Origin of the sequence: Streptomyces sp. Ag109_G2-15, assembly GCF_900215565.1 — a bacterium.
Taxonomy (GTDB): Bacteria; Actinomycetota; Actinomycetes; order Streptomycetales; family Streptomycetaceae; genus Streptomyces; species Streptomyces diastatochromogenes.
In genome coordinates this window covers 525,019-551,908 of the sequence record NZ_OCNI01000002.1, presented here as the reverse complement: position 1 = coordinate 551,908, position 26,890 = coordinate 525,019, and the positions used below count along the sequence as shown (strand labels likewise).

26 protein-coding genes are annotated in these 26,890 nt (G+C 72.1%); 9 read left to right on the top strand and 17 right to left on the bottom strand.

All coding sequences use genetic code 11. From position 1 onward, the window contains the following. Nucleotides 1-24: 24 nt before the first annotated feature. From CRP49_RS39005 to CRP49_RS38990, 4 genes are all read right to left on the bottom strand, one after another. Nucleotides 25-1,842, bottom strand: a complete 1,818-nt coding sequence (locus CRP49_RS39005; RefSeq protein ID WP_097258122.1) for a phospholipase C — start codon at nucleotides 1,840-1,842, stop codon at nucleotides 25-27. A 176-nt stretch (nucleotides 1,843-2,018) separates the two neighbouring features. Then, the gene (gene efeB, locus CRP49_RS39000) at nucleotides 2,019-3,224 is read right to left on the bottom strand and encodes an iron uptake transporter deferrochelatase/peroxidase subunit (protein WP_097258121.1); all 1,206 of its coding nucleotides are present in this window, start codon (nucleotides 3,222-3,224) and stop codon (nucleotides 2,019-2,021) included. Continuing rightward, a complete protein-coding gene (locus tag CRP49_RS38995) occupies nucleotides 3,221-4,417 on the bottom strand; it encodes an EfeM/EfeO family lipoprotein (RefSeq protein WP_097258120.1) in 1,197 nt (398 codons plus the stop codon). Before CRP49_RS38995 ends, efeB begins: the two co-directional genes overlap by 4 nt. 102 nt (nucleotides 4,418-4,519) lie before the next feature. Then, entirely contained in the window at nucleotides 4,520-5,815 is a 1,296-nt protein-coding gene (locus CRP49_RS38990) for a ThuA domain-containing protein (protein WP_097258119.1), read from the bottom strand. A 230-nt stretch (nucleotides 5,816-6,045) separates the two neighbouring features. On the opposite strand from CRP49_RS38990, the gene CRP49_RS38985 reads away from it, so the two are divergent. Further along, complete coding sequence (locus CRP49_RS38985) at nucleotides 6,046-6,432, top strand: hypothetical protein (protein WP_143670092.1); 387 nt, start codon at nucleotides 6,046-6,048, stop codon at nucleotides 6,430-6,432. 153 nt (nucleotides 6,433-6,585) lie between these two features. Beyond that, entirely contained in the window at nucleotides 6,586-6,936 is a 351-nt protein-coding gene (locus CRP49_RS38980) for a hypothetical protein (protein ID WP_097258117.1), read from the top strand. 23 nt (nucleotides 6,937-6,959) lie between these two features. Here the strand turns inward: CRP49_RS38980 and CRP49_RS38975 are convergent, their stop codons facing one another. Next, the gene (locus CRP49_RS38975) at nucleotides 6,960-7,724 is read right to left on the bottom strand and encodes a polysaccharide deacetylase family protein (RefSeq protein ID WP_097258116.1); all 765 of its coding nucleotides are present in this window, start codon (nucleotides 7,722-7,724) and stop codon (nucleotides 6,960-6,962) included. 310 nt (nucleotides 7,725-8,034) lie between these two features. On the opposite strand from CRP49_RS38975, the gene CRP49_RS38970 reads away from it, so the two are divergent. The 3 genes from CRP49_RS38970 (at nucleotide 8,035) to CRP49_RS46630 (ending at nucleotide 10,562) form a co-directional block, all read left to right on the top strand. Then, nucleotides 8,035-9,252, top strand: coding sequence for a glycoside hydrolase family 88 protein (locus CRP49_RS38970; RefSeq protein ID WP_097258115.1), 1,218 nt, complete (start codon nucleotides 8,035-8,037; stop codon nucleotides 9,250-9,252). 37 nt (nucleotides 9,253-9,289) lie between these two features. Then, entirely contained in the window at nucleotides 9,290-10,249 is a 960-nt protein-coding gene (gene pip / locus CRP49_RS38965) for a prolyl aminopeptidase (RefSeq protein ID WP_097258114.1), read from the top strand. Nucleotides 10,250-10,385: 136 nt separating this feature from the next. Then, nucleotides 10,386-10,562, top strand: coding sequence for a cold-shock protein (locus CRP49_RS46630; protein ID WP_116128317.1), 177 nt, complete (start codon nucleotides 10,386-10,388; stop codon nucleotides 10,560-10,562). A 17-nt stretch (nucleotides 10,563-10,579) separates the two neighbouring features. Here the strand turns inward: CRP49_RS46630 and CRP49_RS38960 are convergent, their stop codons facing one another. Then, complete coding sequence (locus CRP49_RS38960; RefSeq protein ID WP_094219723.1) at nucleotides 10,580-10,969, bottom strand: RidA family protein; 390 nt, start codon at nucleotides 10,967-10,969, stop codon at nucleotides 10,580-10,582. A 72-nt stretch (nucleotides 10,970-11,041) separates the two neighbouring features. Here CRP49_RS38960 and CRP49_RS38955 point away from each other — a divergent pair, with 72 nt between their 5' ends. Then, nucleotides 11,042-11,935: a LysR family transcriptional regulator gene (locus tag CRP49_RS38955; protein ID WP_097258113.1), complete on the top strand. Its 894-nt coding sequence runs from the start codon at nucleotides 11,042-11,044 to the stop codon at nucleotides 11,933-11,935. 27 nt (nucleotides 11,936-11,962) lie between these two features. Here the strand turns inward: CRP49_RS38955 and CRP49_RS38950 are convergent, their stop codons facing one another. Continuing rightward, nucleotides 11,963-12,733, bottom strand: coding sequence for an isoprenyl transferase (locus CRP49_RS38950; protein ID WP_097258112.1), 771 nt, complete (start codon nucleotides 12,731-12,733; stop codon nucleotides 11,963-11,965). Nucleotides 12,734-12,853: 120 nt separating this feature from the next. Here CRP49_RS38950 and CRP49_RS38945 point away from each other — a divergent pair, with 120 nt between their 5' ends. Further along, nucleotides 12,854-13,822 (top strand): TAXI family TRAP transporter solute-binding subunit, encoded by a 969-nt coding sequence (locus tag CRP49_RS38945; RefSeq protein WP_257033782.1) that lies wholly within the window; start codon nucleotides 12,854-12,856, stop codon nucleotides 13,820-13,822. Here the strand turns inward: CRP49_RS38945 and CRP49_RS38940 are convergent. From CRP49_RS38940 to CRP49_RS38930, 3 genes are all read right to left on the bottom strand, one after another. Further along, nucleotides 13,813-15,195, bottom strand: a complete 1,383-nt coding sequence (locus tag CRP49_RS38940; RefSeq protein ID WP_097258110.1) for a HAMP domain-containing sensor histidine kinase — start codon at nucleotides 15,193-15,195, stop codon at nucleotides 13,813-13,815. The two genes, CRP49_RS38945 and CRP49_RS38940, sit on opposite strands and share 10 nt — an antisense overlap. Continuing rightward, nucleotides 15,192-15,884, bottom strand: a complete 693-nt coding sequence (locus CRP49_RS38935) for a response regulator transcription factor (protein WP_097258109.1) — start codon at nucleotides 15,882-15,884, stop codon at nucleotides 15,192-15,194. The genes CRP49_RS38940 and CRP49_RS38935 overlap by 4 nt, the downstream gene beginning before the upstream one ends. A 70-nt stretch (nucleotides 15,885-15,954) precedes the next feature. Beyond that, nucleotides 15,955-17,319, bottom strand: coding sequence for an MFS transporter (locus tag CRP49_RS38930; RefSeq protein ID WP_179851989.1), 1,365 nt, complete (start codon nucleotides 17,317-17,319; stop codon nucleotides 15,955-15,957). 188 nt (nucleotides 17,320-17,507) lie between these two features. Between CRP49_RS38930 and CRP49_RS46145 the strand changes: the two genes are divergently transcribed. Next, a complete protein-coding gene (locus CRP49_RS46145; RefSeq protein ID WP_257033781.1) occupies nucleotides 17,508-17,648 on the top strand; it encodes a hypothetical protein in 141 nt (46 codons plus the stop codon). Nucleotides 17,649-17,676: 28 nt separating this feature from the next. On the opposite strand, the gene CRP49_RS38925 is transcribed toward CRP49_RS46145, so the two are convergent. The 4 genes from CRP49_RS38925 to CRP49_RS38910 form a co-directional block, all read right to left on the bottom strand. Continuing rightward, nucleotides 17,677-18,459, bottom strand: coding sequence for a GNAT family N-acetyltransferase (locus CRP49_RS38925; protein WP_373560426.1), 783 nt, complete (start codon nucleotides 18,457-18,459; stop codon nucleotides 17,677-17,679). Nucleotides 18,460-18,703: 244 nt separating this feature from the next. After that, a complete protein-coding gene (locus CRP49_RS38920; RefSeq protein WP_179851988.1) occupies nucleotides 18,704-19,924 on the bottom strand; it encodes an FAD-dependent oxidoreductase in 1,221 nt (406 codons plus the stop codon). A 215-nt stretch (nucleotides 19,925-20,139) separates the two neighbouring features. Beyond that, a complete protein-coding gene (locus CRP49_RS38915) occupies nucleotides 20,140-21,051 on the bottom strand; it encodes a hypothetical protein (RefSeq protein ID WP_097258107.1) in 912 nt (303 codons plus the stop codon). A gap of 109 nt (nucleotides 21,052-21,160) precedes the next feature. After that, complete coding sequence (locus tag CRP49_RS38910; RefSeq protein ID WP_097258106.1) at nucleotides 21,161-21,604, bottom strand: hypothetical protein; 444 nt, start codon at nucleotides 21,602-21,604, stop codon at nucleotides 21,161-21,163. 188 nt (nucleotides 21,605-21,792) lie between these two features. Between CRP49_RS38910 and rox the strand changes: the two genes are divergently transcribed. Then, nucleotides 21,793-23,220 (top strand): rifampin monooxygenase, encoded by a 1,428-nt coding sequence (rox, locus tag CRP49_RS38905; RefSeq protein ID WP_097258105.1) that lies wholly within the window; start codon nucleotides 21,793-21,795, stop codon nucleotides 23,218-23,220. A gap of 15 nt (nucleotides 23,221-23,235) precedes the next feature. Here rox and CRP49_RS38900 read toward each other — a convergent pair whose 3' ends face one another. The 3 genes from CRP49_RS38900 to CRP49_RS38890 are packed head-to-tail and all read right to left on the bottom strand — an operon-like array spanning nucleotide 23,236 to nucleotide 26,781. After that, entirely contained in the window at nucleotides 23,236-24,384 is a 1,149-nt protein-coding gene (locus tag CRP49_RS38900) for a permease (RefSeq protein WP_097258104.1), read from the bottom strand. 58 nt (nucleotides 24,385-24,442) lie between these two features. Beyond that, complete coding sequence (locus tag CRP49_RS38895) at nucleotides 24,443-25,702, bottom strand: MFS transporter (protein ID WP_097258103.1); 1,260 nt, start codon at nucleotides 25,700-25,702, stop codon at nucleotides 24,443-24,445. Then, complete coding sequence (locus CRP49_RS38890) at nucleotides 25,699-26,781, bottom strand: PLP-dependent cysteine synthase family protein (RefSeq protein ID WP_097258102.1); 1,083 nt, start codon at nucleotides 26,779-26,781, stop codon at nucleotides 25,699-25,701. Before CRP49_RS38890 ends, CRP49_RS38895 begins: the two co-directional genes overlap by 4 nt. Nucleotides 26,782-26,890: the final 109 nt, after the last annotated feature.

Sequence of the window (26,890 nt, the reverse complement as noted above, 5' to 3'; positions counted from 1 at the left end):
CGCACTCCTGGGAAGCGGTGTCGGTCAGGCGTGCTGCCTGCGGCGCAGCGTGAGGTACGTGCCGGTGACACCGGCGGCCAGCAGGGCGCCCACGCCGAGGCCGACCGGAAGGGCCGGGACCCGCGAAGTGCCGGTGGTGGCCGACGTGTTCTGCATCGCCGGGCCGGGTGTGATGCTCGTGGCCACCGGGGCGACGTGCTGGATCGGGCGCACGGACTTCACCGAGCCGTCCGAGTTCAGCAGCACCTGCTTGTTGTTCGGGTGCCGGAAGTCGAACATGCCCGTCAGAGAGCCGGCCGTCGCGTCGAAGGAGTGGTCGCCGACGCGGCCGGTGCGCCAGTTGTCCTCGATGAACCGGGTGATGGACGCCTGGTTCGTCAGGGTGTGGTCGACCTTGTTGACCTTGCTGTACGGCGAGACGACGAGCAGCGGCTGGCGGGTGCCCGGGCCGCAGCGGTCGGCGTAACCGCCGGACGCCTTCGGGCCGTTCTGGCAGGCGGGGCTGTCGGTGGCCTTGCCGTTGGAGCCGAGCGAGGTGTCCTTCGAGCCGTTGCGCGGGGCGACGTACGCGTGGTCGTACCAGCCGTCGGAGTCGTCGTAGGCGATGACGACCGCGGTGGACTTCCACTGCGGCGAACTCTGGATCGCGTTGATCTGCTTGACGAGGAAGTGCTGCTCGTCGAGCGGGTCGGAGTAGCCGGCGTGGCCGTCCTGGTACTCACCGGCCTTCACGAAGCTGACCGCCGGCAGCTTGCCCGCCTTGACGGCGGCGGTGAAGTCGGTCAGGTCGTAGTTGTGGTTGGCCTGTCCGCTGTGGCCGATCTCGGCCACGCTCTTCGGCGGCAGGTGGTGCGGGTTGGCCGTCGACCTGTAGTACGAGAACGGGTTGTGGTGCGGGCTGTAGTCCGCGACGGCCGCGCCGCCCACGTTGGTGTGGGTGGTGTCGCACTTGGCGTACGACCCGGACGTCCCGTTCCACGCGGCCGAGGGCCGGAAGCCGCCCTGGAACCAGCCCCAGGACACCTTCTTCGCGTTGAGCAGGTCACCGATGTTCCTGCCCTGCAGGGAAGCCAGCGCGTTGGTGCCGGTGTGGTCCTTGTCGGAGCAGTCGTCGAAGGCCGGGTCGGGGTCGTTGATCACCGTGCCCACGCCCTTCGCGTCGGGCGACTTCACGGCGTACGGGTCGGGCGTCGCCGTCCGCTTGCCGGTGGCCGGGTCGACGGAGACCACGCCGTGCGTCTGACCGGAGATCAGGTTGAGGGCACCGGGCGTGGAGGGGCCGTAGACCGAGCTGAAGGAGCGGTCGGACAGGGAGTAGTGCTGGGCGTAGTTCCACAGCCCGGTGACGGTGTTGCCGTCGTAGTAGTCCATGACCAGGCCGGGCTCGCCGAACAGGCCCCCGCTGCACTTGTCGACCTCGGTGTTCTGCACGTACTGGTCGGCCTTGCCGCCGTTCGCCGCGTACTGCTCGGCCCCGTAGGAGTGGTTCTGGTCGCAGGTCATCGCCTGGGCGGGGGAGAGCCGCTTCGGCGTGTACTGGTTGGGGTTCGTCTTCAGCAGCCCGGCGTGGGCCAGCGTGTCGATGTTCTTGGGGGTGCTCCTCGACGCCTTGAACTTCGTGCCGTCCGTGTTGGCGGCCTTCGGGTAGGTGGCGAAGTAGTGGTCGAAGGAGATGTTCTCGTCGAAGAGCACGACGACGTGCTTGATGGGCGTCGTGGTCGCTGACTGACCGGAGGGCACCGCCGCCCAGCCCGGCGCGTTGCTGCCGAGCACCGTGAGCGCCGCCGCTCCGGCGAGCGCCCCGAGGCTCCGTATCGCCGCTCGTCTTCCTCTGCTGGCCATGCTGGTTCACCCTCCGGGCAGGAACGTCTGTTCGTCGTACGAACACGGATGCTGCGCCCGCGGCGGGGCGAGTCGGCGGAGGGGCGGTGGCGCGGGAATGAACTCCGGGTCAGGGATGCTGGGGCAAACCTTGACGCCGAATTGACCCACCTGCCAGCCCAGTTGTCCGGACAGGCTCAGCCCAGCAGCGCGCGCCCGTACCAGTCGGTCGCGTCCCGTACGCCGGGCAGGGCGATGAAGTAGCCGCCGCCGAACGGGGAGATGTAGTCGGTGAGCGGCTCGCCCGCCAGCCGGTGCTGCACGGTCTCGAACTGCCGTACCGGATCCTGCTGGTAGCAGGAGAACAGCAGGCCCATGTCGAGGTTGCCGTTGCCGTCCATGCCCCGGTCGTAGTTGTAGGCGCGGCGCAGGATGCGCTGGTCGGCGGTGGCGGCCGTGCGGGGGTTGGCGAGGCGGATGTGGGCGTCCAGCGGGATGACGTCACCCTTGGGATCGTCCGCGTACTTCGGCGTGTCGTGCTCGTGGTCGCCGTCCAGCGGTGCGCCGGAGAAGCGGGCCCGGCCGAACATCCGCTCCTGCTCGGTCAGCGAGACCCGGTCCCAGAACTCCACCAGCATCCGGATCAGCCGGACCACCTGATAGCTGCCGCCGACCGTCCAGTCCGGCTCGCCCATGCCCCTGCCCACCCACACCAGGCGGTCCATCTCGCGGGCACTGTGCGCGTCCGGGTTGGCGGTGCCGTCCTTGAACCCCAGCAGATTGCGCGGGGTGCCGGAGGGCCGGGGCGGACTCGTGAAGCCGTCCAGGCGCCAGCGGACCTGCATCCCGCCCCGGGTGTGCCGGGCGATGTCGCGCAGGGCGTGCAGGGTGGTGTCCGGGTCGTCCGCGTGCAGTTGGAGGCTGAGGTCGCCGTGGCACCACTCGGTCCGCAGGTCGTCGTCCGGGAAGGCGGGCATGGCGGTCAGCCGCCGGGGCCGTAGCGCGGCCAGCCCGAACCGGTCGTCGAAGAGCGAGGCGCCGACCCCGACGGTCACGCCCAGCGCGCCGGAGGGGAGCCGGTCGCCGAGGATGCCCGAGTCCGCGGGCGGCCCGGTGATGCCCACCGGGGGCGGCGTCCCGCCCGAGGTCAGGAAACGGGCCCGGTCGGTGAGGGCGCGCAGCAGGTCGGACAGGTCGGCGCGGTGCTCGGCGGTCACGTCGAACGACACGAACACGCTGGTCCGCCGCGGGGGCGCGAGCACGGCTGCCTGGTGGGCGCCATGGAAGGGGACGACAGTCGCTGCGGGTGCGGCGGCACCGGTGGCGAGCCCGGCTCCCGCGAGGGCGGCACCGCGCAGGAACCCGCGCCTGCCCACGCCGCCGGGTCGGTCGACTCCGCTCACGCCGTCCTCCGCGGATCGCACAGGGTCGCCACCGACGCGAGCCGCTCGACGAGATCGCCGAAGACCGAGTCGACGCGCTCCCGCCCGGCGCTGGGCAGGGCGGTCAGCGCGGTCCAGTGGCCGCCGTGCCGGTACCCGTCGAGCAGGTGCTGTGCCCGGTCCAGGTCCCGGTCGAGGCCGGGCAGGTCGGCGTACCGGGTCGTGAGCAGGGGGCGCAGCCTGGACAGCACCTCGCGGGTGCCGTCCAGGTTGGCGCGGGCGGTGGCGAGGTTGCTGCCGCTGCCGTAGTCCGTCCGGCCGGTCAGCTCGAACTGCGCGGTGTTCTCCAGGATCTCGTGCGCCCGCAGACCGAGCTGGGCCGGATCCATGCGGGTCTGCGCCCAGCCGTCCCGCAGCCCGGTCACCGCCTTGACCAGCGCCGCCGCCGGGGCGCGCAGACGGCCGGCGGACTGCCCGTGCCATAGCCCGTACTCGATGCGGTGGAACCCGGTGAAGCCCTGGTCGCGCACCCCGTCGGCCAGCCCCGCGTCCGTGCCGTCGATCCGTCCGTCCGCGTCCCCGAAGGCGTCGTACGCCGCGCCCAGCCGCTCGTACTCCAGATGGGCCGGCAGCCAGGCCGACCGGGCGCCGGCGAGGTCGCCCCGGTCGATGGCCCGGCCGAGCTTCGCCGTCAGCCGGGCCACCTCGTCCAGACCGTCGCCGACCCACTTCTGGTAGGCGAGCGCCGGCGGAATCAGGTCGTGCTCGGTGACGGGGGGCGCCCCGGGCCCGCGCCGCCCCGACGTTACGCGGACGCTGGGCCCGGTGACGGCGTCGGCGTCGTCGGGCACGCACTTGAAGGCGTACGTCCCCTCGCCCAGTTGGACGGTCAACTGCCGTGTCGTACCCGGGCCGATGCCCTCCACCTCGCCGTACACCACCTGGCTGCCCGGGTCCTCGAGGTAGACCTCGGCGGCACCGCCGGAGGCGTTGTACAGGTCGAAGGTCTGCACCCCGGGCGCCGGCCGGGTCCAGCCGCGGCCGCAGTGGCTCGGCGAGACCTCGACCGTGACGGGCCGCGCGGCCCGCGTGAGGCGCCCGCCGCGGAGGGAGAGCGCGAGCAGGGATCCTCCCACGGCGAGCGCGAGGACGAGGAGCAGCACTCCAGCCGTCCGGACGGGGAGCGGCCGCGTGCCGAGGCGGGGCAGCGGCATGGCCTCATGCTAGGCAGCCCTCCGTATCCGAACAGCCGTCCCAACGATTCATTGACCAGGAATTCCCTCCGGGTTCACCGGCGATCGTCCGGCCGCGCGCGGTCAGGGCTGCGCGGTGAGCCGGAAGCTCTGGGCGGGGGAGTCGTCGCAGGTGCGCTGGGTCAGCTGGACGCTGTCGGCGGCCGTGGACGCGGCACTGAGGCACCTGCCGCTGTGCCGGGCCACGAAGTGGTAGCTGCCGTCGGCCTGCTGGACCGGGCGCCACTGCTGGTTCTGGCCGCCTCCGTACGCCCACAACTGGAGCGGGGCGCCGTCGGCGGTGGACCGGTCGGTGACGTCGACGACCTGCTGGGGGTTGCCACGGCTGGTGATGCGCACGTATCCGCTGTCGGTGGACCGGAACTGGTACTGCTGGGCGGCGGTGCCGTTGCAGGCGTACTGCTGGATCGCCGTGCCGTTGGCGGTGGCCGCGCCCCGGGCGTCCACGCAGGTGCCGTTGCCGGTGTTGCGCAGCGTGTACCAGGCGGTCTCGGAGATCGGGCCGGTCGGCGGCTGGGTGTCCGCCGTCCCGCCCAGCCACTTCAGGCCGTCGAGGACGAACCGGTTCTGCGTCTCGCTGGCGAAGGTCGAGGAGAGCGGCGTGTTGGTGGAGTAGTCCATCGCGTTGTGGCCGAAGTTCGCGTACAGCATCCGGTACTTGGTGTTCGTCCACAGGATCGGGTAGTAGCCGCTGTACCAGGTCTGGCCGGGGTCGGTGCCGACCGGGAAGCTGCTCTGGTCGATGGACGCCAGGATCTTGATGCCGGGGTTCTGGCGCAGGTCGTTGGACCAGCTGTACCACTCGCTGACGGACGAGGTGAACGTGGCCGGCAGGTTCTTCGTCGCGGGATGGGTACGGTCCTCCACGCGCAGCACGGCCGTGGTCGGGCCCCAGGTGTTGGACTTGAAGTTTCCCGACCCCAGGAACTGGTCGTGGTACCAGGACCAGCCCGAGGCGTTCGTCGTGAACGCCGAGACGTGGAAGCCCATCCAGGCGCCGCCGGAGCGCATGTACTGCTCGAACCCGGAGCGCTGGGCCGCCGTCTGCGGCAGATCGTCGAGGAAGAGGACCACCTGGTACGCGTTCACCCCGCCGTCGGCCAGCAGATCCCAGTTGTTGCTGGCGGTGTAGGTGAACCCGTTGGCGGCGGCCTGTCGCGGGAACCACTCGTTCGCTTCTTTGACGAAGCTGATGTGCGCCGCGTCCCAGGTGCCGTTGTACAGGGCCAGCACCTTGAAGGGCGCCGCCACGGCCCGGTCCGCGGCCTGCGCGGGCACACCGGCCAGGCCCAGGAGGACGGCCAGCAGAAGAAGCAGCCGCAGGAGGAGAGAGGACGACGACGCTCTGACACCGTGCATGTGCCGCTCCTGTCGTGTGGGGGGTTGCTGCAACGTAAAGGTCTGAACCAAGGCCGTCAAGAGGTGAAGTAACCGAGGAATCAGGCGTGTTGGAGCATCCACTGCTTGAACCGTCCGACCGCCGGTGTGTCCGCCGTTCGGATGTATTCCTGGCTCGCGATGCGGAGGTTGCGTGCCCGGGATGCCAAGGTCGTCTCGTTGTCGATCAATGCCGAACGGAGGCATATTTCGTGAGCGTGACGTCAGGGTGGATGCTGCGGGCGGGGCTGGGTCTGGTGAGCCTGGTGGCGCTCGTGCTGACCGCAACGCCCTCGGCGGAGGCGGGGGCCCGTGGCTGCAACGGCCGGACCTGTATCGACGTCGAAGGGTCGGGGCTGACCGTCGACCGGGTGTCGGCCTCGACCACCTGGAACGGCGACTTCACCGGGCACTTCCACGTCTGGGGCGGCGGCATCGACCAGAACAGCGCCACGGGCTTCTGGGGCTACCACCAGAAGTTCTCGGTGCCGCTGGGCCGCGACCTGCCGAACGGCTCGGTGCTCTGCGCCGAGGGCTGGGAGCACATCGACGGCCGCGTCGAGTCCCGGGGGCGGGCGTGCGAGGAGGTCCGCTTCTAGGGTCTGCGTGTCCCGTGTCCCGTGTCCCGTGTCCCGTGTCCCGTGTCCAGGTCTCCTCATTCGCCCGGGCCTTGGCGGCACGGAGCGGCTGTGCGGTCGCCGGTGTCGAGTGCCGCCGGGTGGGCGGCGGAGGGGGCTGGCCGGTCGCGTTGAGTGACCCCGCGGAAGCTCCGGCGCCGGGTACCCGACGGCGCACCTGGCCGGACCGACACCCGGCCCGCCGTTCTCGGTGTGCTCGTCCTCGCCCCCACCGCCGACCTGGCGTGGGCCGACGAACTCGGCAGCGGCCGGGGCGCCCCCGCCGGCCGTACGGTCGTGGTCCACGGCACCCTCGACGAGGCGCTGACCGTCGCCATGGCCCGCCGGTACGCCGCCCGAGCGGGAGTCACACTCCACGAGCTGCCCGGATGCGGCCACTTCGACGTGATCGACCCCGAATCGGCGGCCGCCTGGTCCGTGGTGACCGAGGCGCTGCGCACGATCGTCGGTGCGGCCGCGGCCTGAAGCAGCCCGCAGCCGCGCCCTGTTCAGCTTTGGCGCACCGGGAAACCGAAGGAGTAGCCCTGCTGCTTCAGCCACGGCAGCAGGGTGCGCAGCGCGGCCACGGTCTGGGAGCGGTCGCCGCCGGCGTCGTGGAAGAGCAGGGTCGGGCCGTTGTGCAACTCGCCCTTGACGGTGGTGATGATGGCGTCGGTGCCGGGCCGCTCGAAGTCCTTGGAGTCGACGTTCCAGCCCAGCGGCCGCATCCCGTGCGAGGCCGCGAGATGCCGGCTGTACGGGGTGAACGCGCCGCCCGGAGCACGGTAGTACAGCGGACGCACGCCCCCGGAGGCCTTCGTGATCTGGCGCTCGGCGTCCAGGATCTGCTGCGACTGGTAGGCCTGGGACTTCTTGTCCATGGTGGTGTCGTGCGACACCGTGTGGTCGCACAGCCGGTGCCCGGCCGCCACCACCTGCTTGACCAGGTCCGGGTGGGCCTCTGCCTGGGGACCGATCATGCAGAACGTCGCCTTCACGCCGTTGTCCTTCAGCACCTGCAGCACCTGCGGGGTCCACTGCGGGTCCGGGCCGTCGTCGATGGTGATGTTGACCGCGTGGTCGCCGCCGTCGGAGGCGTGGACGATCGTGGCGGACACGGGCACCGCCTTCTTGGTGGCGGGGCGCGCCGCCACGTGCCCGCCGGTCTGGCCGGCCTGCGCGGTCCACACCGATGTGGCGGCGGCCACCGCCGTCACCCCGACCGCCGCCGCGACCACCCGGCCGTACCATCCCCGCCCGCCATGCCGTGCCATGTCCGCCCCGCTCCTCGCCGCTTTGGTGGTCCCCGTGCACCTGTCAGGACGGCACAAGAGAGCCACGGGATCCCTCTGTTACCGATCACGGACAATTCCGGGGTACTTCTGGGACAGGTGTCCGAACGGCCACGGCGGGCACCTGCTGCTGACACGCTCCGCCGGCCTCGTCGAGGTCATTCGCCGCGGCGGCCGCTCCCGTCACGTTCACCTATCTGAACATTGCTCATGTGGGTGTACATGACAGGGCGGGCTGTGCAAGGCTCGGGCAACTTCCCTTGTTCGATGCCGAGTTGGAGGTTGCGGGCCGATGGAGATCTCCCGACGTACCGTGCTGACCACGGCGGCCGGCGCCGCCGCGCTGTACGCGGCACCGGCCCAGGCGGCCGAGCAGACCCCCGCCGCGGTCGTCCGCACGCTCCGGGCCGCCGCCGACTACGCGATCGGGAAACTCCGTACCGTCGCCCCGCGCGTGACGGCCTTTCCGGTCGGCACGAGGTCCGAGAAGTGGGTGTACTCGCAGAGCGGCGACTGGGTCGGCGGATTCTGGCCCGGCACGCTCTGGATGGCCTGGCTCCACAGCGGCGACGACACCTTCCGCACCCTGGCGCTCGACTCCGCGAAGAAGCTCGCCCCCCGCCAGTCCGACACCACCACCCACGACCTCGGCTTCCTCTTCTACCCCTCCTGGGTCACCGCCTGGCGCCTGACCGGTGACGACGCCTGGCGGGCCGGTGCCGTACGGGCGGCCGACTCGCTGAGCCGGCGCTACAACCCCACCGGCCGCTTCATCCGGGCGTGGGGCGCGCTGAACGATCCGAACAACGCGGGCCGCGTCATCATGGACACGATGATGAACCTCGACCTGCTGGCCTTCGCGAGCGAGCAGACGGGCGACGGCAAGTACCTCGACATCGCCACGGAACACGCGAAGTCCGCCCAGCGGGTGTTCCCACGCCCGGACGGCTCGACTCCCCACGTCTACGACTTCGACCCCGCCACCGGCGCGCCGATCGGCCCCGGCACCGTGCAGGGCTACAGCCCCACGTCCTGCTGGGCGCGCGGACAGGCCTGGGGAATCTACGGGTTCACCACGATCCACCGCCGCACCGGCGACCAGGAGTTCCTGACCACCGCACGCCGACTCGCCGACTACGCGCTGGGCGCCCTCACCCCCGACCACGTCCCCGTGTGGGACTACCGGGCGCCCCAGCAGCCGTACGACGTCAAGGACGCCTCCGCCGGCGCGATCATGGCCTGCGGTCTGCTGGACCTGTCCGCGGCGACGGGCAGGCCCGAGTACCGGGAAGCCGCCCTGCGGCTGCTGACCGCGCTGGCGAAGACCTGCCTGACCACGAACTCGACGCGCGCCGAGGCCGTCGTCGCCCGCTGCACCCGCAACCGCCCGGCCGAGGACGGGATCGAGATCTCCCTCCCGTACGCCGACTACTACCTCCTCGAAGGCATCCTGCGCGTGCTGCGGCCACAGGACGTCGACCGGGCGATCGACCTGTCCGGCGCGAAATGAGGGCGACCGGGCGCCGGGGAGACGCTACGGTGCCCGGATGCCCCTTTATCCGGAGATCGAGCCGTACGCACACGGCATGCTCGACGTAGGTGACCACAACCGCCTCTACTGGGAGACCTGCGGCAACCCCGAGGGCAAGCCGGCGGTCGCGCTGCACGGCGGTCCGGGATCCGGGTGCAGCCCCTACTTCCGGCGCCTGTTCGACCCGGCCGCCTACCGGATCGTCCAGCTCGACCAGCGCGGCAGCGGCCGTTCCACACCGCACGCGAGCGGCTACGACACCGACATGGGCGTCAACACGACCGCGCACGTCATGGCCGACCTGGAGCTGCTGCGGCAGCACCTCGGCATCGAGCGCTGGCTGGTGTGGGGCGTGTCATGGGGCTCGGTGCTCGCCCTGCGGTACGCGCAGACGCATCCGGGGTCCGTCTCCGAGCTGGTGCTGACCGGAGTCGCGACGGGCTCCAACACCGAGGTGCAGCTGCTCACCAGGGGACTCGGCAGGATCTTCCCGGAGGCCTTCGACCGGTTCCTGGCCGAACTGCCGCCCGCCGAGCGCGACGGGAACCTCGCCGCGGCCTACAACCGGCTGCTGGAGTCCCCCGACCCCGCCGTGCGGGAGCGGGCGGCGCGGGCCTGGACCGACTGGGAGACGGCGACGATCCCCGCACCGCCGCGCTCCGTCGCCCGCTTCGAGGACCCCGAGTACCGCATGGGCTTCGCCCGCACCGTCACCCACTACTGGGGCAACGACCACTTCCTGGGCGAGGACAACGACGAGGGCGTGGTCCTGCGCAACGCCCACCTCCTCGCCGGCATCCCCGGCACCCTCGTCCAGGGATCCCTCGACTTCGGCAACCTCCTCGGCATCGTCTGGCGCCTCCAGCAGGCCTGGCCCGGCAGCGAGTTGGTTACGGTGCACGAGGCGGGTCACACCACGGGGGCACCCGGTGTGGCGGAGGCACTGGTGGCGGCGACGGACAAGTACCGGAAGTGAGCGCAAAGGTCCGCTGACTTCCGGTCAAACCATGGCCGACGTGCCGATGTGCCCTTCCTCCATCGGGCACGGTGGGTGATGCTCTGCTCACCGGGGGAGATCACTGGCTTCACGACCCAACGACGGAGGAAAGACGATGCCTCTCGGAACCATCGCTGTGTACAACAACGCGGACGGCGTGGGCGTCATCGCCGACGAGGACGGCGAACGGCGCCCGTTCTCCGGCATGGAGACGCAGACCACCCGCGAAGGTCAGCGGGTTCTCTTCGATGTCGTCGGCGAGAAGGCCACGAACGTGATCGCCGTCCGATGACCCGTCCCGCGGTCGCATCACGCGAGCCGTCGCCGCGCGTACACTTCGATCTCGATCTTCATGCGGGGGTCGGAGAGGCCGCACACGAGCATCGTGGCGGCCGGGCGGACCTCGCCGAAGCGGCGGCGCAGGGCCGGCCAGCAGGGCTCGAAGTCCTCGCGGTCGGGCAGCAGGTAGCGCACCCGTACGACGTCGGCGAAGCCGCAGCCCGCCTCGGTCAGGGCCGCCTCGATGTTGCGCAGGCACTGCTCGGCCTGTTCCACCACGTCGTCGGAGATGGTCATGGTGGTGTAGTCGAACCCGGTCGTGCCGGACACATGGACCCAGTCGCCGTCCACCACGGCACGGGCGTACCCGATCTGCTCCTCGAAGGTCGAGCCGCTGAGGATCGCACGTCGCTCTGTCATGGGCCGAACGCTAGGTGACCTGCACCGATACGTCTAATACCGCCTACGCCATGACCTGATATCTCTGGAGGTATGGAGCGCCCCGAACTTCCCCTCCCGCAGCTGCACGCCTTCGTCGTGCTCGCCGAGGAACTGCACTTCGGCCACGCGGCCGCCCGCCTCGGCATCGCCCAGCCGCCGCTGAGCCAGCAGATCCGCCGCCTGGAGGACAGGGTCGGACACGCGCTGTTCAGCCGCGAGCCGGGCCGCGTCGCACTCACCGCTGCCGGCCGCGAACTGCTCCCGGCCGCCCGCCGGGCCCTCACCGACCTCGCGGACGGCCTGGCCGCGGCCCGCGCAGCCGGCAGCGGCCGGGCCGGCCGGCTGCGCATCGGTTTCGCCGCCTCCCTCGCCCTGACCGTCCTGCCCGGACTGCTGCGCACCTTCCGGCAGCGATTCCCCGCTGTGCACCTGGACATCCAGGAGATGACCACGGCGCCGCAGATAGCAGCCCTGCACGACAAGGCCATCGACATCGGCCTGCTGCGCGAGCCGCCCGCCGACGAGCCGGAGATCGCCTTCAGGACGGTGCTCAGCGAGCCCTTCGTGGCCGTGCTCCCGGCCGCGCACCCCCTGGCCGCCCAACGGACCGTCCACATCGCGCAGCTGGCCGACTCGCCGTTCGTGCTCCTGCCCCGGGCGGCCGGCCCGGGGCTGTACGACCGGATCACCGGCCTGTGCACGGACGCGGGCTTCACACCCCGGACAGCCCAGCACGCGGTGGAGTGGCAGACCGTGTGCGCCCTCGTGGAAACCGGCCTCGGCGTCTCCCTGGCCCCGGCCGGCATCCGCCGCATCCGCCTCAAGGGCGTCGCGTTCCGCGGGATCGCCCCCGGTACCGCCCGCACCCGGGTCGCCGTGGCCTGGCGCGAGGCCGACCCGAACCCCCTGGTCGCCCACCTTCTCGCGACGGTCGGCGGGGGATGAGCGCGGCCGAGGGCGCCCGGCACGGCGTCAGCGGCCGTAACGGCGCTCCCGGGCGGCGTACGACCGCAGGGCCCGCAGCAGGTCTATCTCGCGGAACGCCGGCCACAGGACGTCGACGAAGTGCACCTCGGCGTAGGCGGACTGCCACAACAGGAAGCCCGACAGCCGCTGCTCGCCGGAGGTGCGGATGATGAAGTCGGTGTCGTGGCCGGCCGGTGAGTACAGGTTGTCGGTGATGTGCTCCAGGTCGAAATCCGCAGCCAGCTCCACGGGGTCGCCCCCTGCGCCGATGTGCTTGTCGAAGGCCGCCTTGACGGCGTCGACGATCTCCCGGCGGCCGCCGTAGCCGACGGCGACGTCGACCTTCAGCCCGCCGCGGCCCTGGGTGAGGGCGGCGGCCTCCTTGAGGACGCGGGCGGTGTTCCCGGGCAGCAGGTCGAGAGCGCCGATGATCTCGATCTCCCAGGGCTCCCCGGGGGCGCAGATACGCTGGACGGTCTCCTCGATTATGTCGAGCAGGGGGCCGAGTTCGTCGGCAGGCCGGTGGAGGTTGTCGTCGGAGAGCATCCACAGCGTGACGTGCTTGATTCCGGCGTCGGTGCACCAGTGCAGGAAGTCCGTGACCTTGGCGCCGCCGACGCGGTAGCCCTCGCGGACGTCCTGATGTCCCGCACCCCTGGCCCAGCGCCGGTTCCCGTCCAGCATGATCGCCACGTGCCGCGGCCGGGGCAGGCCCTCCAGCTTGCGGTTCAGGCGCCGTACGTAGATCGCTTCCAACGCCGAACGCAAGGCCTTCATCGCCACGCCGATATCCCTTCTCCTACCCGGGTTTGAGGGCGCAAGGATAGTGCCACGCTCGCGGCGCGAGCTACGCGGGAGTGGAGCGACCCATGCGCGCGGAACCGTTACGCTGCGGGCGTGACCGGTCGACCGATGAGCCGCCGCGGCCTGCTGGAGGCCGCGGTCCTCGGTGCCCCGGCGCTCGCCCTGGCCGGCTGCACCGGGGACGGCGGACCCGGCTGGCGGCTCAGGCTCGCGACGGGAGCGCCCGGTGGGCCGTACAACGCCTTCGGCAAGGCACTGGCCGCCGAGGCCGCCCGCACCGTCCCGCGGCTGCACATCACCCCGCTCGGTACCGCGGCCAGCGTGGACAATCTGCGCAGACTCGGCGCCGGTTCGGCGGACCTGGGGCTGGCGATGGCGGACGCCGCCGAGGACGCCGTGCGGGGGCGGGAGCCGTTCTCGACCCGGGCTGCCGTGACGGCCCTCGCCCGCGTCTACGTCAACTACACGCACCTGGTCGTACCGGCTCCCGGACCCGTGCGGTCCGTACGGGATCTCGCGGGCCGGTCGGTCGCCACCGGCGCGGCGGGCTCCGGCGGGCAGGTGCTGGCCAACCGGCTGCTGCGGGTGACGGGACTCACCGGGAAGCGGTCGGTACGGGAACGCCCGCTCGGCCTCGCCGCCTCGGTTCAGGCGCTGCGCACGGGCACGGTCGACGCGCTGATCTGGGCCGGGGGAGTGCCGACCCCCGCCCTGTCGGCGCTGTCCCGCGAACTCCCGCTGCGCTTCCTGCCGCTGGAGGAACAGGCCGCCGTCCTGCGCGACACGTACGGCCCCGTCTACACGGCGGTCACCCTCCCGGCCGGCGTGTACGGGCTCACCGAGCCGGTCGGCACCGTCGGCGTGGGCAACTATCTGCTGGCCCGCTCCCAGGTGCCGCAGCAGGCGGTGCGCGAGGTGCTCCGGGTGGTGTTCGACCGGTGGCGCGTGCTGCTCAGGGAGGTGACGGCGGGTGCCCGGCTGGAACCCAGGTTCGCCGTCGCCACGGGGGACGTACCCCTGCACCCCGGCGCGGTGGCCTACTACCGCTCGGTCTACGGCTGACCCGGCACCGGACACGGCAGCCGCAGCTCCACCACCAGACCGTGGGGACGGTTGCCGGCGGTGGCGAGCCGGCCCCCGCTGAGGCGGGCGATCTCGTCGGCGATGGCCAGGCCCAGGCCAGTGCCGGGCACGTTCTGATGCTCGGGCGCCCGGGTGAAGCGCCGGGTGAGCAACGGGAGTTGCTCCTCCGGTACCCCCGGGCCGTCGTCGGCGACGCGCACCACGACCTCACGGTCCGCGAGCGCGGCCGCCACGGCGACCCGGCCCCCGGACGGGACGAACTTGACCGCGTTGTCCAGGACCGCGTCGAGGACCCGGCCGACGGCGTCCGGTACGGCCGCCGCCCGAAGCCCCTCCTGTACGGCAGCGGCGCTCAGCGTCAGCCCGGAGGCCTCGAACACCGGCTGCCACGCGGCCACCCGCTCCCGCACCCCGCGGGACACGTCCTGCTCCGTCCGCTCAGCCGTACCCGACTCCACGCGTGCCAACGCGAGCAGGCCGTCGAGCAGTTCCTCCAGGCGCTCCGCCTCGTCCAGGGCGCGCGCGTGCTCCTTCCGGCCGGGGCCGGGCACGAGATGCGGCTCGACGTTCTCCAGCTGGAGCACCAGGGTGGCCAGCGGGTTGCGCAGTTGGTGGGAGGCGTCCGCGACGAAGGCGCGCTGGCGCCCGAGGGAGTCGGCGACCGCCTCGGCCATGCCGTTGAAGTGCCGGCGCAGGCTGCGCAGTTCGGGCGGTCCGGTGTCGGAGTCGGCCCGCGTCCGAAGGCTGCCGGACGCCAGTGCGGCGACGGCCCGGTCGAGATCGCGGACCGGGCGCATCAGCCAGCGGGTGATGCCGGCCGCGACCAGGGCCGCGGCCGCGAAGGCGGTGAGCGCCCCGCAGGCGATGAGCGCCCAGCGTACGGTCACGTCCCGCCGGGCCGCGGTGGTCGGGACGGCCAGCAGGACCGCCCCGCTGACCCGCTCGTCCCGGCCGACCGGCTCGGCGAGCACCACCCGGTCAGGACCCCACGGCCGTACGGTCGGCAGCCGCTCGGTGGACCGCCCGGTCAGCGCGCGGCCCAGGACGTCGGCCGCGGAGGACGGGGTGATGCCGACGCCGGCCTGCGCGAGGACCCGTCCCGCGGAGTCCACCACGGTCACCGAGGCGCCGTACAGCTCGGCGTACCGGCGGATCTCGGTGGACAGTTCGGCGCGGTCGGCGGCGGTCCGTACCCGGTCGGCGAGGTCGGCGAACCGCACGGCGTCGGCGCGCCGCTGGAGCAGCAGATGCTCCGTCCGCCCGCTCGCGTACGAGCCGGCCAGCGGCACCGACAGCAGCAGGGTCGCGGCCCCCATGAGCACCATCAGCACGGCCAGCAGCCTGCGCCTCATCGGCGCCCGCCGCGGCCGTCGGTGCCGAGCTGGTAGCCGAAGCCCCGTACCGTACGCACCAGTTCGGCGCGGCCCGTCTTCGCGCGGATGCCCGCCACATGCACGTCCAGGGACCGGGACGCGGCGAGGAAGGCGTCGCCCCAGATCCGGTCCAGGATCTCCTCACGGGAGTGCACCTCGCCGGGCCGGGCCGCGAGGCAGGCGAGGACGTCGAACTCGCGGCGGGTGAGCCGTACTTCCGCGCCGGCGACCGTGACCGTGCGGCCCGCGATGTCGATCTCCACATCGCCGGTGCGCACGGGCCGCCCGCCGCCGTCCGTATCGCGGGCCGCCGCTGCCCCGGTGCGGCGGCGCACGGTGTCGATCCGGGCCATCAGCTCGTTCATCCGGAACGGCTTGACCACGTAGTCGTCGGCGCCGGCCCGCAGCCCCTGCACGATGTCGCGCTCCTCGCAGCGGGCCGTCACCACGATCAGCGGCGCGTCGCACACCGTGCGCAGCCGGCGCAGCAGCTCCAGCCCGTCCAGGTCGGGCAGGCCGAGGTCGAGCAGCACGAACTCCGCCGCGTGGACGTACCGCAGGGCGTCCAGGGCCCGCCCGGCCCTGCGCACGGTGTGCCCGCGCTGGGCGAGAGCCGTGGTCAGGGCCTGGGCCATACGGTCGTCGTCCTCGACGAGCAGCGCGTGCATGCAAAGTCCTCGTGCCGTGGTGACCAGGGCGGCAGCTTACGGAAGCGGCACCGCCCGGGTCACCACCGCGTCAGCGGACGGCCCTCGCGGGACTGGGGTCGCGACCGGTGTCCGCCTCGACCTCGGCGCGGCTGAGGGCCGCGTTGCGGGTGTCCGGCATCAGCACGTAGGTGACCAGCGAGACCAGCGCGCACCCCGACACGTACCAGAAGAACACCTTCTCGTGACCGCTGTCCTTGAACCACAGGGCCACGTACTCCGCCGTCCCGCCGAACAGCGCGTTGGCGACGGCGTACGGCAGGGCCACACCGAGGGCGCGGACCCGGGTGGGGAACAGCTCCGCCTTCACGGCCGCGTTGATCGAGGTGTAGCCGGTGACGACGACCAGGGCCAGCAGGGACAGCCCCAGCGCCGACCAGTACGAGGACGCCGAGCCGAGCGCGGTCATGATGGGGTACGTGCCCACCGTGCAGCCGACCGCGAAGGTGATCAGCAGCGGCCGGCGGCCGATCCGGTCGGAGAGCATGCCGGCGAAGGGCTGGAGCAGCGCGAAGACGGTCAGCGCGGTGAAACTCACCAGCGTGGCCGTGGACTTGGCCATACCCGCGCTGCCGATCAGGTACTTCGTGAGATACGTGGTGTACGTGTAGTAGGCCACCGTGCCGCCCAGCGTGAGCGCCATGACGAGACCGGCCTCGCGGCGGTGCTCCCACAGCGCCTTGATGGTGCCGCGCGCGGAATCGGTGCGGTCGCCCGACTCCTCGGTGAACGCCTCCGTCTCGGTCAGCCGGCGCCGCAGCCAGAACACCACCAGGGCGAACACGGCACCCAGCGCGAACGGGATCCGCCAGCCCCAGCTCTCCAGCTGGTCCTTGGTCAGGGTGTGCTGCATCGTGATCAGGATGGCGAGGCCGAGGAGTTGGCCGCACGTCATCGACACGTACTGGAACGAGGAACCGAGCCCGCGCCGGTCGCGGGCGGACGCCTCGGTCAGATAGGTGGCGCTGGCGGCGTACTCGCCGCCGATGCTCAGGCCCTGCAGCAGCCGGGCCAGGAGCAGCACCACGGCGCCGAAGTAGCCGGCCTGGCCGTAGGTGGGCGCGACGGCGATGAGCAGGGCGGCCACCGACATCATGGTGACGGTGAGGGTGAGCGCGCTCTTGCGCCCGTGCCGGTCCGCCGCCCGCCCGAGGATCCAGCCGCCGACCGGCCGCATCAGGAATCCGACGGCGAAGATGCCGGCCGTGTTCAGCAGCTTGGTGGTCGGGTTGTCGCCGGGGAAGAACGAGTCGGCGAAGTAGATCGCGAAGCTGGCGTAGACGAACCAGTCGTACCACTCGACGAGGTTGCCCAGGGACCCGCCGACGAGGGCGAGACGGCGGTTGCCCGGAGAGGTCGCCGGCGGCTTTCCGGGCACGGCGGCAGAGGATGACATGGCGGCTCCAGGTGGGGAAAACCGGTGGGATCGGGGAGCGGGAGAGTGCCCCCGGAACCTGAGTGCGCCCGAGCATGCGGGCGCCCGCCGCACCCGGACAAGGGCCGCCGCGCAGATCTAACATGCCGCTAAGAAAGCGGCGGTGACCACGTTGTGGAAGCGGCTGTGACCTTGTTGAGAATGCGTCGGTGACCGCCGTTGGCAAAGCGGCTGTGCCCCCGTCACTCGCCCGCCATGCCCGCACCCTGGTCCAGCTGGACAATCCGGCCGCCCTCACCGCGGAGATCCGCCGCTTCGTCAAGGAGCACCCACTGCCCGGCGAGGGCTGAGCCCGGCTCGGCCCCCGCCGGGGGTGGGTCACGCTTCGAGCGTCAGGTAGAGGCGGGTGCCCCGAGGCCGGAAGCCGACCCGCTCGTAGACCCGGCGCGACCCGTCGCCCGAGTACTCGAGCCAGACGGAGGACGCCCCGCCGGCGAACATGGTCTCGGCCAGGGCCGCCGTGACCGCGGCCGCGATGCCCCGACCGCGGTACGCGGGCCGGGTGCCCACACCCGCCAGCTCCGACGTGTCATGGGCGGGTGCCGAGCAGATGGCCCCGCCGGCGCAGCCGCCGTCGGTGGCCCGGACGAAGCGCACGGCCCCGCCGCTCTCCTGGGTGCGTCGCAGCCGGGCCGCGCCCTCCGCGGAGGGCGGGAACTCACCGCCGAACGCCTCGGAGAGGGCCGAGTCGATCGCCGTGTAGTCCTCGTCGGTGTCCGGTGCCGCCACCTCGATCCTCTTGGGCGGCACCGCCAGTGTGGCGGGGGTGCAGACCATGTACTCATGGACCGCCTCCGTCGCGAACCCCGCCCGGCGCAGGGCCGGTTCGACGGCGGGCGCGGCGTCCGGGGCGAACTCCAGGCGGGGCTTGAGGCCGCGCTCGCGGAATGCCTCGATCAGGGCGCTGACGTCCCGGTCGGTCGGCTCGGCGCCGGGGACCGGGGTCGCGTAGTTGACGTACGGGCTGGTCGTCGTGGGATCGAAGCCCGCGACGAAGCCCGCGACTTCGACCGCCGCCGGACGGCGCAGCAGGTTGGCGACGGCGAAGTTCTGGACGTCGGTGTGCACGATGATGATGACCTCACGTGGGATGGCAGCCATGATGGCTGCGGGACCGGCCTGTCGGCCGGGAACAGGGGATCTACGTGGGGCCGCCGTGAGGAGACGCGAGGGCACCGATGGCCGCTGCCGGAGAGGCGGGCGGGGTCAGTGCCGACGGCGGCCGCTGGGGGACGCCGCGATCAATGGCTTCAGTCCTTCGTCGTGCAGGAGCGCTGCAGGTCAACTCATCGAAGCCTGCCACACGTCGAACGAGTGCGGCAAGCCGTTTCAGGGCCGGCGTGCCTCAGCGCTTCGTCGCCGGCCGGGCAGCGTGCCGGGCGATGCGTGTGGCGGCGAACTCGGTGCCGGCCACGAACCGCATCATCGGACCGAACATCGGGGCGGCCAGCGATCCGGTGAAGTACAGGCCGGGCACCGACGACTCGAACGTCGCGGTCAGGTCGGGGGCCTTCGAGCCGGGGACGCAGGTCACCGCGCCGCGTACGGCGGGCGACAGGAAGGGTACGGCGTCCAGGTCGAGGCGATAGCCGGTGGCTGCCAGCACGTGGTCGACGGCGAGCGTCGCACGCCGGCCGTCGGGTTCCGCCAGCTCCAGGTGAACGGCGGAGCCGGCTGCCTCGGCGCGCGTGACGCGGCACGACGTGCGCACCGGTACGACGCCCTCGACCCGGTCACGCAGCCACCAGCCGCCCGACGGGCCCAGCGCACGCCGGAACAGCAGCAGCCGCGCCGACGAGGGCAGCCGTCGTACGCCGCCCGGGGACTTGCAGACGGCGGCCAGGACCCAGCCCGTGCCCAGCGGGGAGGCCGGCCTGGCCAGCCGTTCGGTCCAGGGCCGGACCAGATCCGGTGTCAGGCCCCAGCGCACGCGCTGCTCCCGGACCAGTACCTGCACCTCGGCACCGGCCTCGTGCAGCAGTGCGGCGCTCTCCAGCGCGGACTGGCCGCCGCCGACGACGGCGACGCGCTGACCGGCGTACCGCGACAGGTCCGTGTGGTGGCTGGTGTGCGACACCAGGGCTCCGATGCCGGGGCCTTCGGGTGCGAGGCGCCGCAACTCGTCCGGGATGTGCGCGAGTCCGTTCAGACCGGTGGCCACGACGACGGCGGCGGCGGCGAGTTCCTGACCGTCGTCCAGCCGTACGGTGAAACCGGAACCGGTCGCCGCCCTGTCGACGGCCACGACCCGCGCGGGGTCGACCTCACCGACGTACCGCTTCTGGAACCACTGCCCATAGCGCACGAACACCTCGCACGGGATGGGTGTCAGCTCGGTCAGCTCCGGCTCACCGTGCAGCCGGCGGAAGTCCGCCAGCCGTCCGCCCGGCTCGGGCGCGGACAGGTCCGTGGCCGCCGGTGTGGACTTCAGGAACATGCCGGTCGCCATCGCATGGCGCCAACTGCCCATCACCTCACCGAAGATGCGAACGGGCGCGCCCGCGGCCCGCAGGTGCGCGGCGACCGAGAGCCCGTACGGCCCGGCGCCGACCACGACGACCGGCATCCCTGTTTTCCCGGTCAACGCCCGCTCATGGGCACGGCGTTGTTCCGGAAGCGACTGCGTCACGCATCCCCCCACTGCTCGACCCGCCCCCACTCCGCCGCTCAGTGTTACCCAGGCGCCGACATAGGGATGCGATATGGGGCATAGATTGCCGAAATGTGGTCGAACCGTTGGCGGACCATGGTCCGCCAACGGTTCGTATCGGTGCGGTGAGGTCAGCCCACGCGCAGGGTCAGGGCGGCCGTGTGCAGCTTGCCCCCGGTCTGGAACTGCAGGAAGAGCCGCCAGTTGCCCGCGGTGGGCAGTTCGGCGTGGAAGGACAGGTCCGGGCCGCCGTGGTCGCCGTCGACCTTCGTCGTGGGGTGGAGGTGGGCAAAGGCGGCGTCGCCCTCGTGGAAGGCGGTCAGGTGGGCGTAGGTGTCCAGGTAGGGCTGGAGGTCGGTGACGGGCTTGCCGTCCTTGGTGATCCGTACGGTCAGCGGTTGCGCCATGCCGGCCACGGGGTTGCCCGCCACGGTGACGGTGTATCCGTCGGCCGTGGTGCTGTCGGTGGCGGCGGGCAGCCGGGTCCTGGCGGCCGGGCCCGGGACCGTGACCGTACGGCTGAGGACGAAGTCCCTGCCCTTGCCGCTCCCGCTGTCCGGCGTGAAGGAGGCGAACATGCGCCAGGAACCGGACGCGAGGGAGGAGAGGCCGGCGGTCCAGGTGCCGTTCGAGGCCATCGTCGGGTGGATGTGCTGGAAGCCGGTCAGGTCGGAGCGGATGGCGTAGAAGTGCATCCGCTTGGTCTGGTCGAGGGCGAAGCCGGTCACCGGCCTGCCGTCCGGGCCGGTGACGGCGAAGCGGTACGTGGTCTGCCTGCCGGCGGTCAGGGTGCTGTCGGAACTGGTGAGGCGGTAGCCGTCCTGGGCGTCGGCCAGGCCGTTGCCGTCACTCGCGTGGTCCATGCCGGGCATGCCGCTCATCGCGGAGCCGGAGGTCGCGGTCGGCGTGGCGCCGTGACGCATGCCCGGCATGGCGGAGTCGTCGGAGGACCCGCAGGCGGCCAGCGTCAGGGCGAGGGCGGCCGCGGTGCCGGCGGCCGCGAGGGCGCGGCGACGGACGGTGGAACGGGTGGAAGCGAACATCGCTGGGGAGTCTTTCCGGGTGGCGCACCACGCCGGGTGGCGCGCGGAACGAGCAGGACGCTGCTGCGGCCGGGCAGCCCGGATGGGGCCTGCTCCGGCGCGGTTCCTGTCACGTCCGCGCGATGCACACCTGGAGGAGGAGACCACGTCCGCCCGGTGGCCCGCGCCGACCGGTCCCGCCGGGCCGCCATGCCCGGTGCACGGCCCAGGCCGCCAGTGCGGCGAGCGCGAAGAGGGCGATGAGCGGCGCGACGGGCAGCGGGATGCGCTGCTCGGCGGGAGTCGCGACGCACAGCGTCCCGTGCGCGGCCATGTCGTCCGCGGCCCGGAGTGTGCCGGGCTGGGTCCGTGCGGACTCCGCCGATGCCGTGGCGGAGGCGTGGCTGTCATGGCCGTCGTGGCTGTCGTGCAGGGCATGGGCCGGACCCGCCCGGCCGTGACAGCCGTCGACGGCGGCGGCCGGTGAGCCGTGCATGAGGAACAGACCGAGCAGGATCGCGCACAACGACAGCAGCCGGGCGCTGCCCAGCCTGTGTGTGCGTTCGTCGACCATGAGGTGACGATACCCGGTGGGGGTACCCGAGAGGAAATGGGCCGAACGGCGAAAGGAGAAAGGCAAGGAGGTCAGACGCTCCTTGCCACTCTCAACGTATAGCGCACAGGGGGCTTGCGGCAAGGCCCCGGTCGTGCCGCAGAATCACCGGCCGAAGCCGGAATCTGCGGAAACACATGGGGGCTGTGATGATCGACGTGATCGTCGTCGGCGGAGGACCGACCGGCTTGATGCTGGCCGGTGAGTTGCGGCTGCACGGCGTGCACGTGGTCGTGCTGGAGAAGCTGACCGAGCCGACCTCGCAGTCCCGCGGTCAGGGCCTGCACGCGCGCAGCGTCGAGATCATGGACCAGCGCGGCCTGCTGGACCGGTTCCTGGCGATCAGTGAGAAGTTCCAGGCCGGCGGCTTGTTCGGCGGCGTCATCAAGCCGTGGCCGGACCGGCTGGACACGGCTCACCCGTACGGCGTCGCCACCCCGCAACCGGTCACCGAGCGGCTGCTCGACGAGCGTGCCCTCGAACTCGGTGCCGAGATCCGGCGCGGCTGCGAAGTGGTCGGGCTGAGCCAGGACGAGGACGGGGTGACCGTCGAGCTGGCGGACGGCACGCGGCTGCGCTCGCGCTACCTGGTCGGGTGCGACGGCGGCCGCAGTCTGGTGCGCAAGCAGATCGGCGTCGGTTTCCCGGGTGAGCCCGCCACGGTCGAGACGCTGCTGGGAGAGATGGAGTTGACCGAGGATCCGGCGACGGTCGCCGCCGTCGTCGAGGAGGTCCGCAAGACCCAGCTGCGGTTCGGCGCCAGCCCCAGCGGGGACGGGGCGTACCGCGTCGTCGTGCCCGCCGACGGCGTGGCCGAGGACCGTGCGACCGCGCCGACTCTGGCGGAGTTCCAGACGCAGCTGCGCGCCTTCGCGGGCACGGACTTCGGCGCGCACTCGCCGCGCTGGCTCTCCCGGTTCGGCGATGCCACCCGGCAGGCCGAGCGCTACCGGGTCGGCCGGGTGCTGCTGGCCGGCGACGCGGCGCACATCCACCCGCCGACCGGCGGACAGGGGCTCAACCTCGGCGTGCAGGACGCCTTCAACCTCGGCTGGAAACTGGCCGCCGCGGTGGACGGCTGGGCGCCGGAGGACCTGCTGGACAGCTACCACACCGAACGGCACCCGGTGGGCGCCGCCGTGCTGGAGAACACCCGCGCGCAGATCACCCTGCTGGGGACCGATCCGGGAGCGACCGCGCTGCGGGAGCTTTTCTCGAAGCTGATGGACTTCGAGGAGGTGAACCGGTACGTCACGGGCATCATCACCGCGGTCGGCGTCCGCTACGACTTCGGCGAGGGGCATGAACTGCTCGGCCGACGGATGCGGGATGTGCAGCTGAAGCGCGGGCGCCTCTACGAGCTGATGCACGGCGGCCGCGGACTGCTGCTCGACCAGACCGGCCGGCTCTCGGTGGCGGGCTGGGCCGACCGCGTCGACCACGTCGTCGACGTCAGCGAGGAGCTGGACGTGCCCGCGGTGCTGCTGCGCCCGGACGGCCACGTGGCCTGGGTCGGTGAGGATCAGCAGGATCTGCTCGGCCGGCTGCCCAGGTGGTTCGGCGCCGCCGCCGGCTGAGCGCGCGGCCCCGGGTCACGCGACTTCCGCGTGACCCGGGGAGCCGCCCATCATCCGCAGCATCGCGGGTCCGCCGGTGCGCAGGAAACGTACGACGAGGACCGCGGCGAGCAGCAGGAACGCGATGTTCAGCCAGGTCGTGTAGTCCCAGCTGACGCCTTCCGCCGGGATCCTCGCATCGGCCTGGTCGGGGATGAGGCCGAGCCCGCCGAAGGTGAACTCCACGGTGTACCCGGCGACCGCCATCGCCGCGTAGAACGTGGCGAAGAGGAAGACGGCCGTCCGCGCTCCGTAGTACTTCCGGTAGATGTTCAGGATCGGCAGGATCACCAGGTCCGCGTAGATGAAGGCGATCACGCCGCCGAAGCTGATGCCGCCCTTCCACAGCACCACGGCCAGCGGCACGTTCCCGATCGAGCAGACGAACGCCGCGATCGCCACCAGTGGGCCGACGAGCGGCCCGATCGCCTTCGCCACGACCGGATCGTCGGCGAGGAAGAACGTGTGCCAGAACGCGTCCGGCACCCAGGCGGCGATCGCCCCGGCGATGAGCAGGCCCGCCACCAGGTCACGCAGAATCGCGGCCCACTCCATGACGAAGATGTGCGAGACGGAGGTGAACCCTTCGCGGGAGAACAGGCGCCGGGCGAAGCCGCCCTCGCGCTGCACGGACATGTCCATCGCCGCGTGTCCCTCCATGGACCCCGCCAGCCCGCGGTCGGCCTGCGCCCGTGCCTCGCGGAGCAGGCGCTCGCGCAGCAGGACGCGGAAGAGGACGGCGAGTACGACGATCATCACCGGGCCGCCGACGAACTCCGCGGCGGTGAACTGCCAGCCCATCAGCAGCGCCAGGATCACGCCCAGTTCCACCACCAGGTTGGTCGAGGCGATCTCGAACGCCATCGCCGCGGTGAAGTTCGCGCCCTTGCTGAACAGCGAGCGGGCGAGCGCGACGGCCGCGTACGAACAGGAGGACGAGGCCGTGCCGAGCCCCGCGGCCCGGGCGAGCGTACGCGGCCGGTCGTCCCCGAGCAGCCGTACGACCGTCGACCGGCGCACCACCGCCTGCACGACGGCGGACAGGGCGAAGCCCAGGATCAGCGCCCAGGTGATCGCCCAGGTCATCGAGCCGGCAATGGCCAGCGCGTGGCCGATCGCATCCATGTGCGCACCCTTCGTGGCGGCGGCCTGTCTCGGGTCGAGTCTGCCTGCGGGTGCGGTGTCACGCATGCTGTGCCGGGAGGCGCTGCGGCAGCCGTCGCGCCAGGTGTCCGGCGCGGGCGAGCCCGCTGACGGCGGCGGCGCAGGCGAATCCGGTGCCGGTCAGGACCGCCCAGGTGAGCCGGAACGCGTCGTGCCGGGTGGCGAAGTCCAGCAGGGCGCCGGTGACGAGGTTGCCGAGGGTGATGCCCAGACCGGAGACGGTGCTGTAGAGGCCGTAGTGCGTGGCGACCAGGCGGCCGCCGGAGAGGGCGACGACCGTGTCCATCTCGAACGGATAGGTCACCGCCGCTCCCGCCGAGAGCAGCACCACGGCCACGAACAGCGCGGCCGGCACCCCGACCGACGAGCCGTGCGGGGTGAGCGCCAGCGGAAGGAACGCCAGCCCCATCGCGACCAGGCCCCGCACCAGCGCCTCGGCGGGTTCCCACCGCTCCTTCGCCCAGCTGGTCAGACGCAGCTGCCCCGCGACGGCCACCGCGGCCGAGACCACGAAGAGCCCGCTGGTCACCGTCGTACCGCGCGCGCCGAGGGCGTGGGCCGCGGTGAGCGGAAGGGCCAGGTAGATCTGGAAGGTCAGCACGTTGGAGCCGATCATCGCCGTGGCGAAGAGCAGGAAGGGCCGGTTGGCGACGACCGTCCGCCACTGCGTCAGAACGCGGTCCCGCCCGGCGCCGCCCGGCTCGACATGCCGGGCGGGCAGGGCCCTCCACTGGAGCAGCGTGAGCGCGCAGAACACGGCGGCGGCCACCACGCACACGAGGCGGAAGTCGGCCGCCAGCAGGGCGAGTCCGACGACCGGGCCGAGCAGCATGCCCGCCTGGTAGTAGACGTTGAACGTCGCGAAGGCGTCGACGCGGCGGTCGGCCGCCTCGACGGCGAGACAGGCACGCACGGCCGGATTGAACAGGGCGCCGGCGAAACCGGTGGCCGCGGAGGCGGCGACCAGGGCGGGCAGGCTGTCGACCCAGCCGAGCAGGGCGAAACCCAGGGTGCGCAGGAGACACCCGGCCATGATCGGAGCCTTGTAGCCGAAGCGGTCGGCGATGGTGCCGCCGATCAGGAACATGCCCTGCTGGGAGAAGTTGCGCACGCCGAGCACGAGACCCACCGCCCAGGCGGCCAGGCCGAGTTCGCCGGAGAGATGGGCGGCCAGGTAGGGCATGAGCATGTAGAAGGCGAGGTTGATGCCGAACTGGTTGGCCATCAACACCCGTGCGGCGGGCGGAAAGGAACGGGTCTGCTGCCACAGCCGCTTCATCGGGCGACCCCGGTCGGCCCCGGGGTGTCGCCGGTGGCGAGCGGGTCGACGACACGGGTGCAGCGGGTCCAGCGGGTGACGGCCCGTACGCCGGGGCCGGCGATCTCGTCGGGATCGTCGGCGGGCGGTCGCCCGAGCAGGTCGTGCGCGCGGCAGTACGTGTCGTCGTAGACCGTGCCGACGTACCGCTGCGGGCCGTCGGGGAAGACGGCGACGATCCGCTCGCCGGCCGGCCGGGTGCGGGCCAGCCAGCGCGCGACGAGGGCGACGGCACCGACGCTCCAGCCGCCGGTCGCGTAGTGGTCGCGGGCCAGGCGGCGGGCCGCCCAGACCGCTTCCGGGGCGGCGACCCAGTGGACCTCGTCGAAGAGGCCGTAGGCGACGTTGCGCGGGTGGATGCTGCTGCCCAGTCCGCGCATCAGGCGTGGCGCGGCGGGCTGCCCGAAGATCGTCGAACCGGTCGCGTCCACCCCGACGACACGCAGCCCGGGGCACTGGCGGCGCAGCACGGAGGCGATGCCGGCCGAGTGCCCGCCGGTGCCGACGGAGACCACGAGCGTGTCGACACGGCCCAGTTGAGCGGCCAGTTCACGGGCGAGCGGCGCGTAGGCGGCCACGTTGTCGGGGTTGTTGTACTGGTCCGGGCACCACGCGCCGGGATGTGCGGCCAGGAGTTCGGCGACGCGGTGCCGCCGGGCCTGCTGCCAGCCGCCGGCGGGGTGCGGGGCCTCGACCACCTCGACCTCGGCGCCGTGGGCGGTGAGGAGGCCGGTCATCAGGGGCTCCATGCCGGTGTCGGAGACGACCGTGACGGGATGCCCGAAGGTGGCGCCGGCCAGGGCCAGACCGAGGCCGAGGGTGCCGGAGGTGGACTCCACGATCCGGGCGCCGGGTCGCAGCTCTCCGCGTCCGCGGGCCGCGTGCACCATGTACAGGGCGGCGCGGTCCTTGATGCCGCCGGGGTTGTGTCCTTCGAGCTTGGCCCAGAAACCGCGTCCCGCGGCGGTGAAGGGTTCGCCGATCCACAGGACCGGGGTGTCTCCGACGAGTCCGGAGAGCGTGCTGGTGGGGTCGTTCATGGCGTGCTTCTCCTGCGGCCGGGCCGTGCACGGCTACCGGCCGTGGGTAGGGATAGGGCGGTGATCGGCTGCCGCGCCCGGCAGAAGCGGGGGTCGGGCGCGGCCGAGC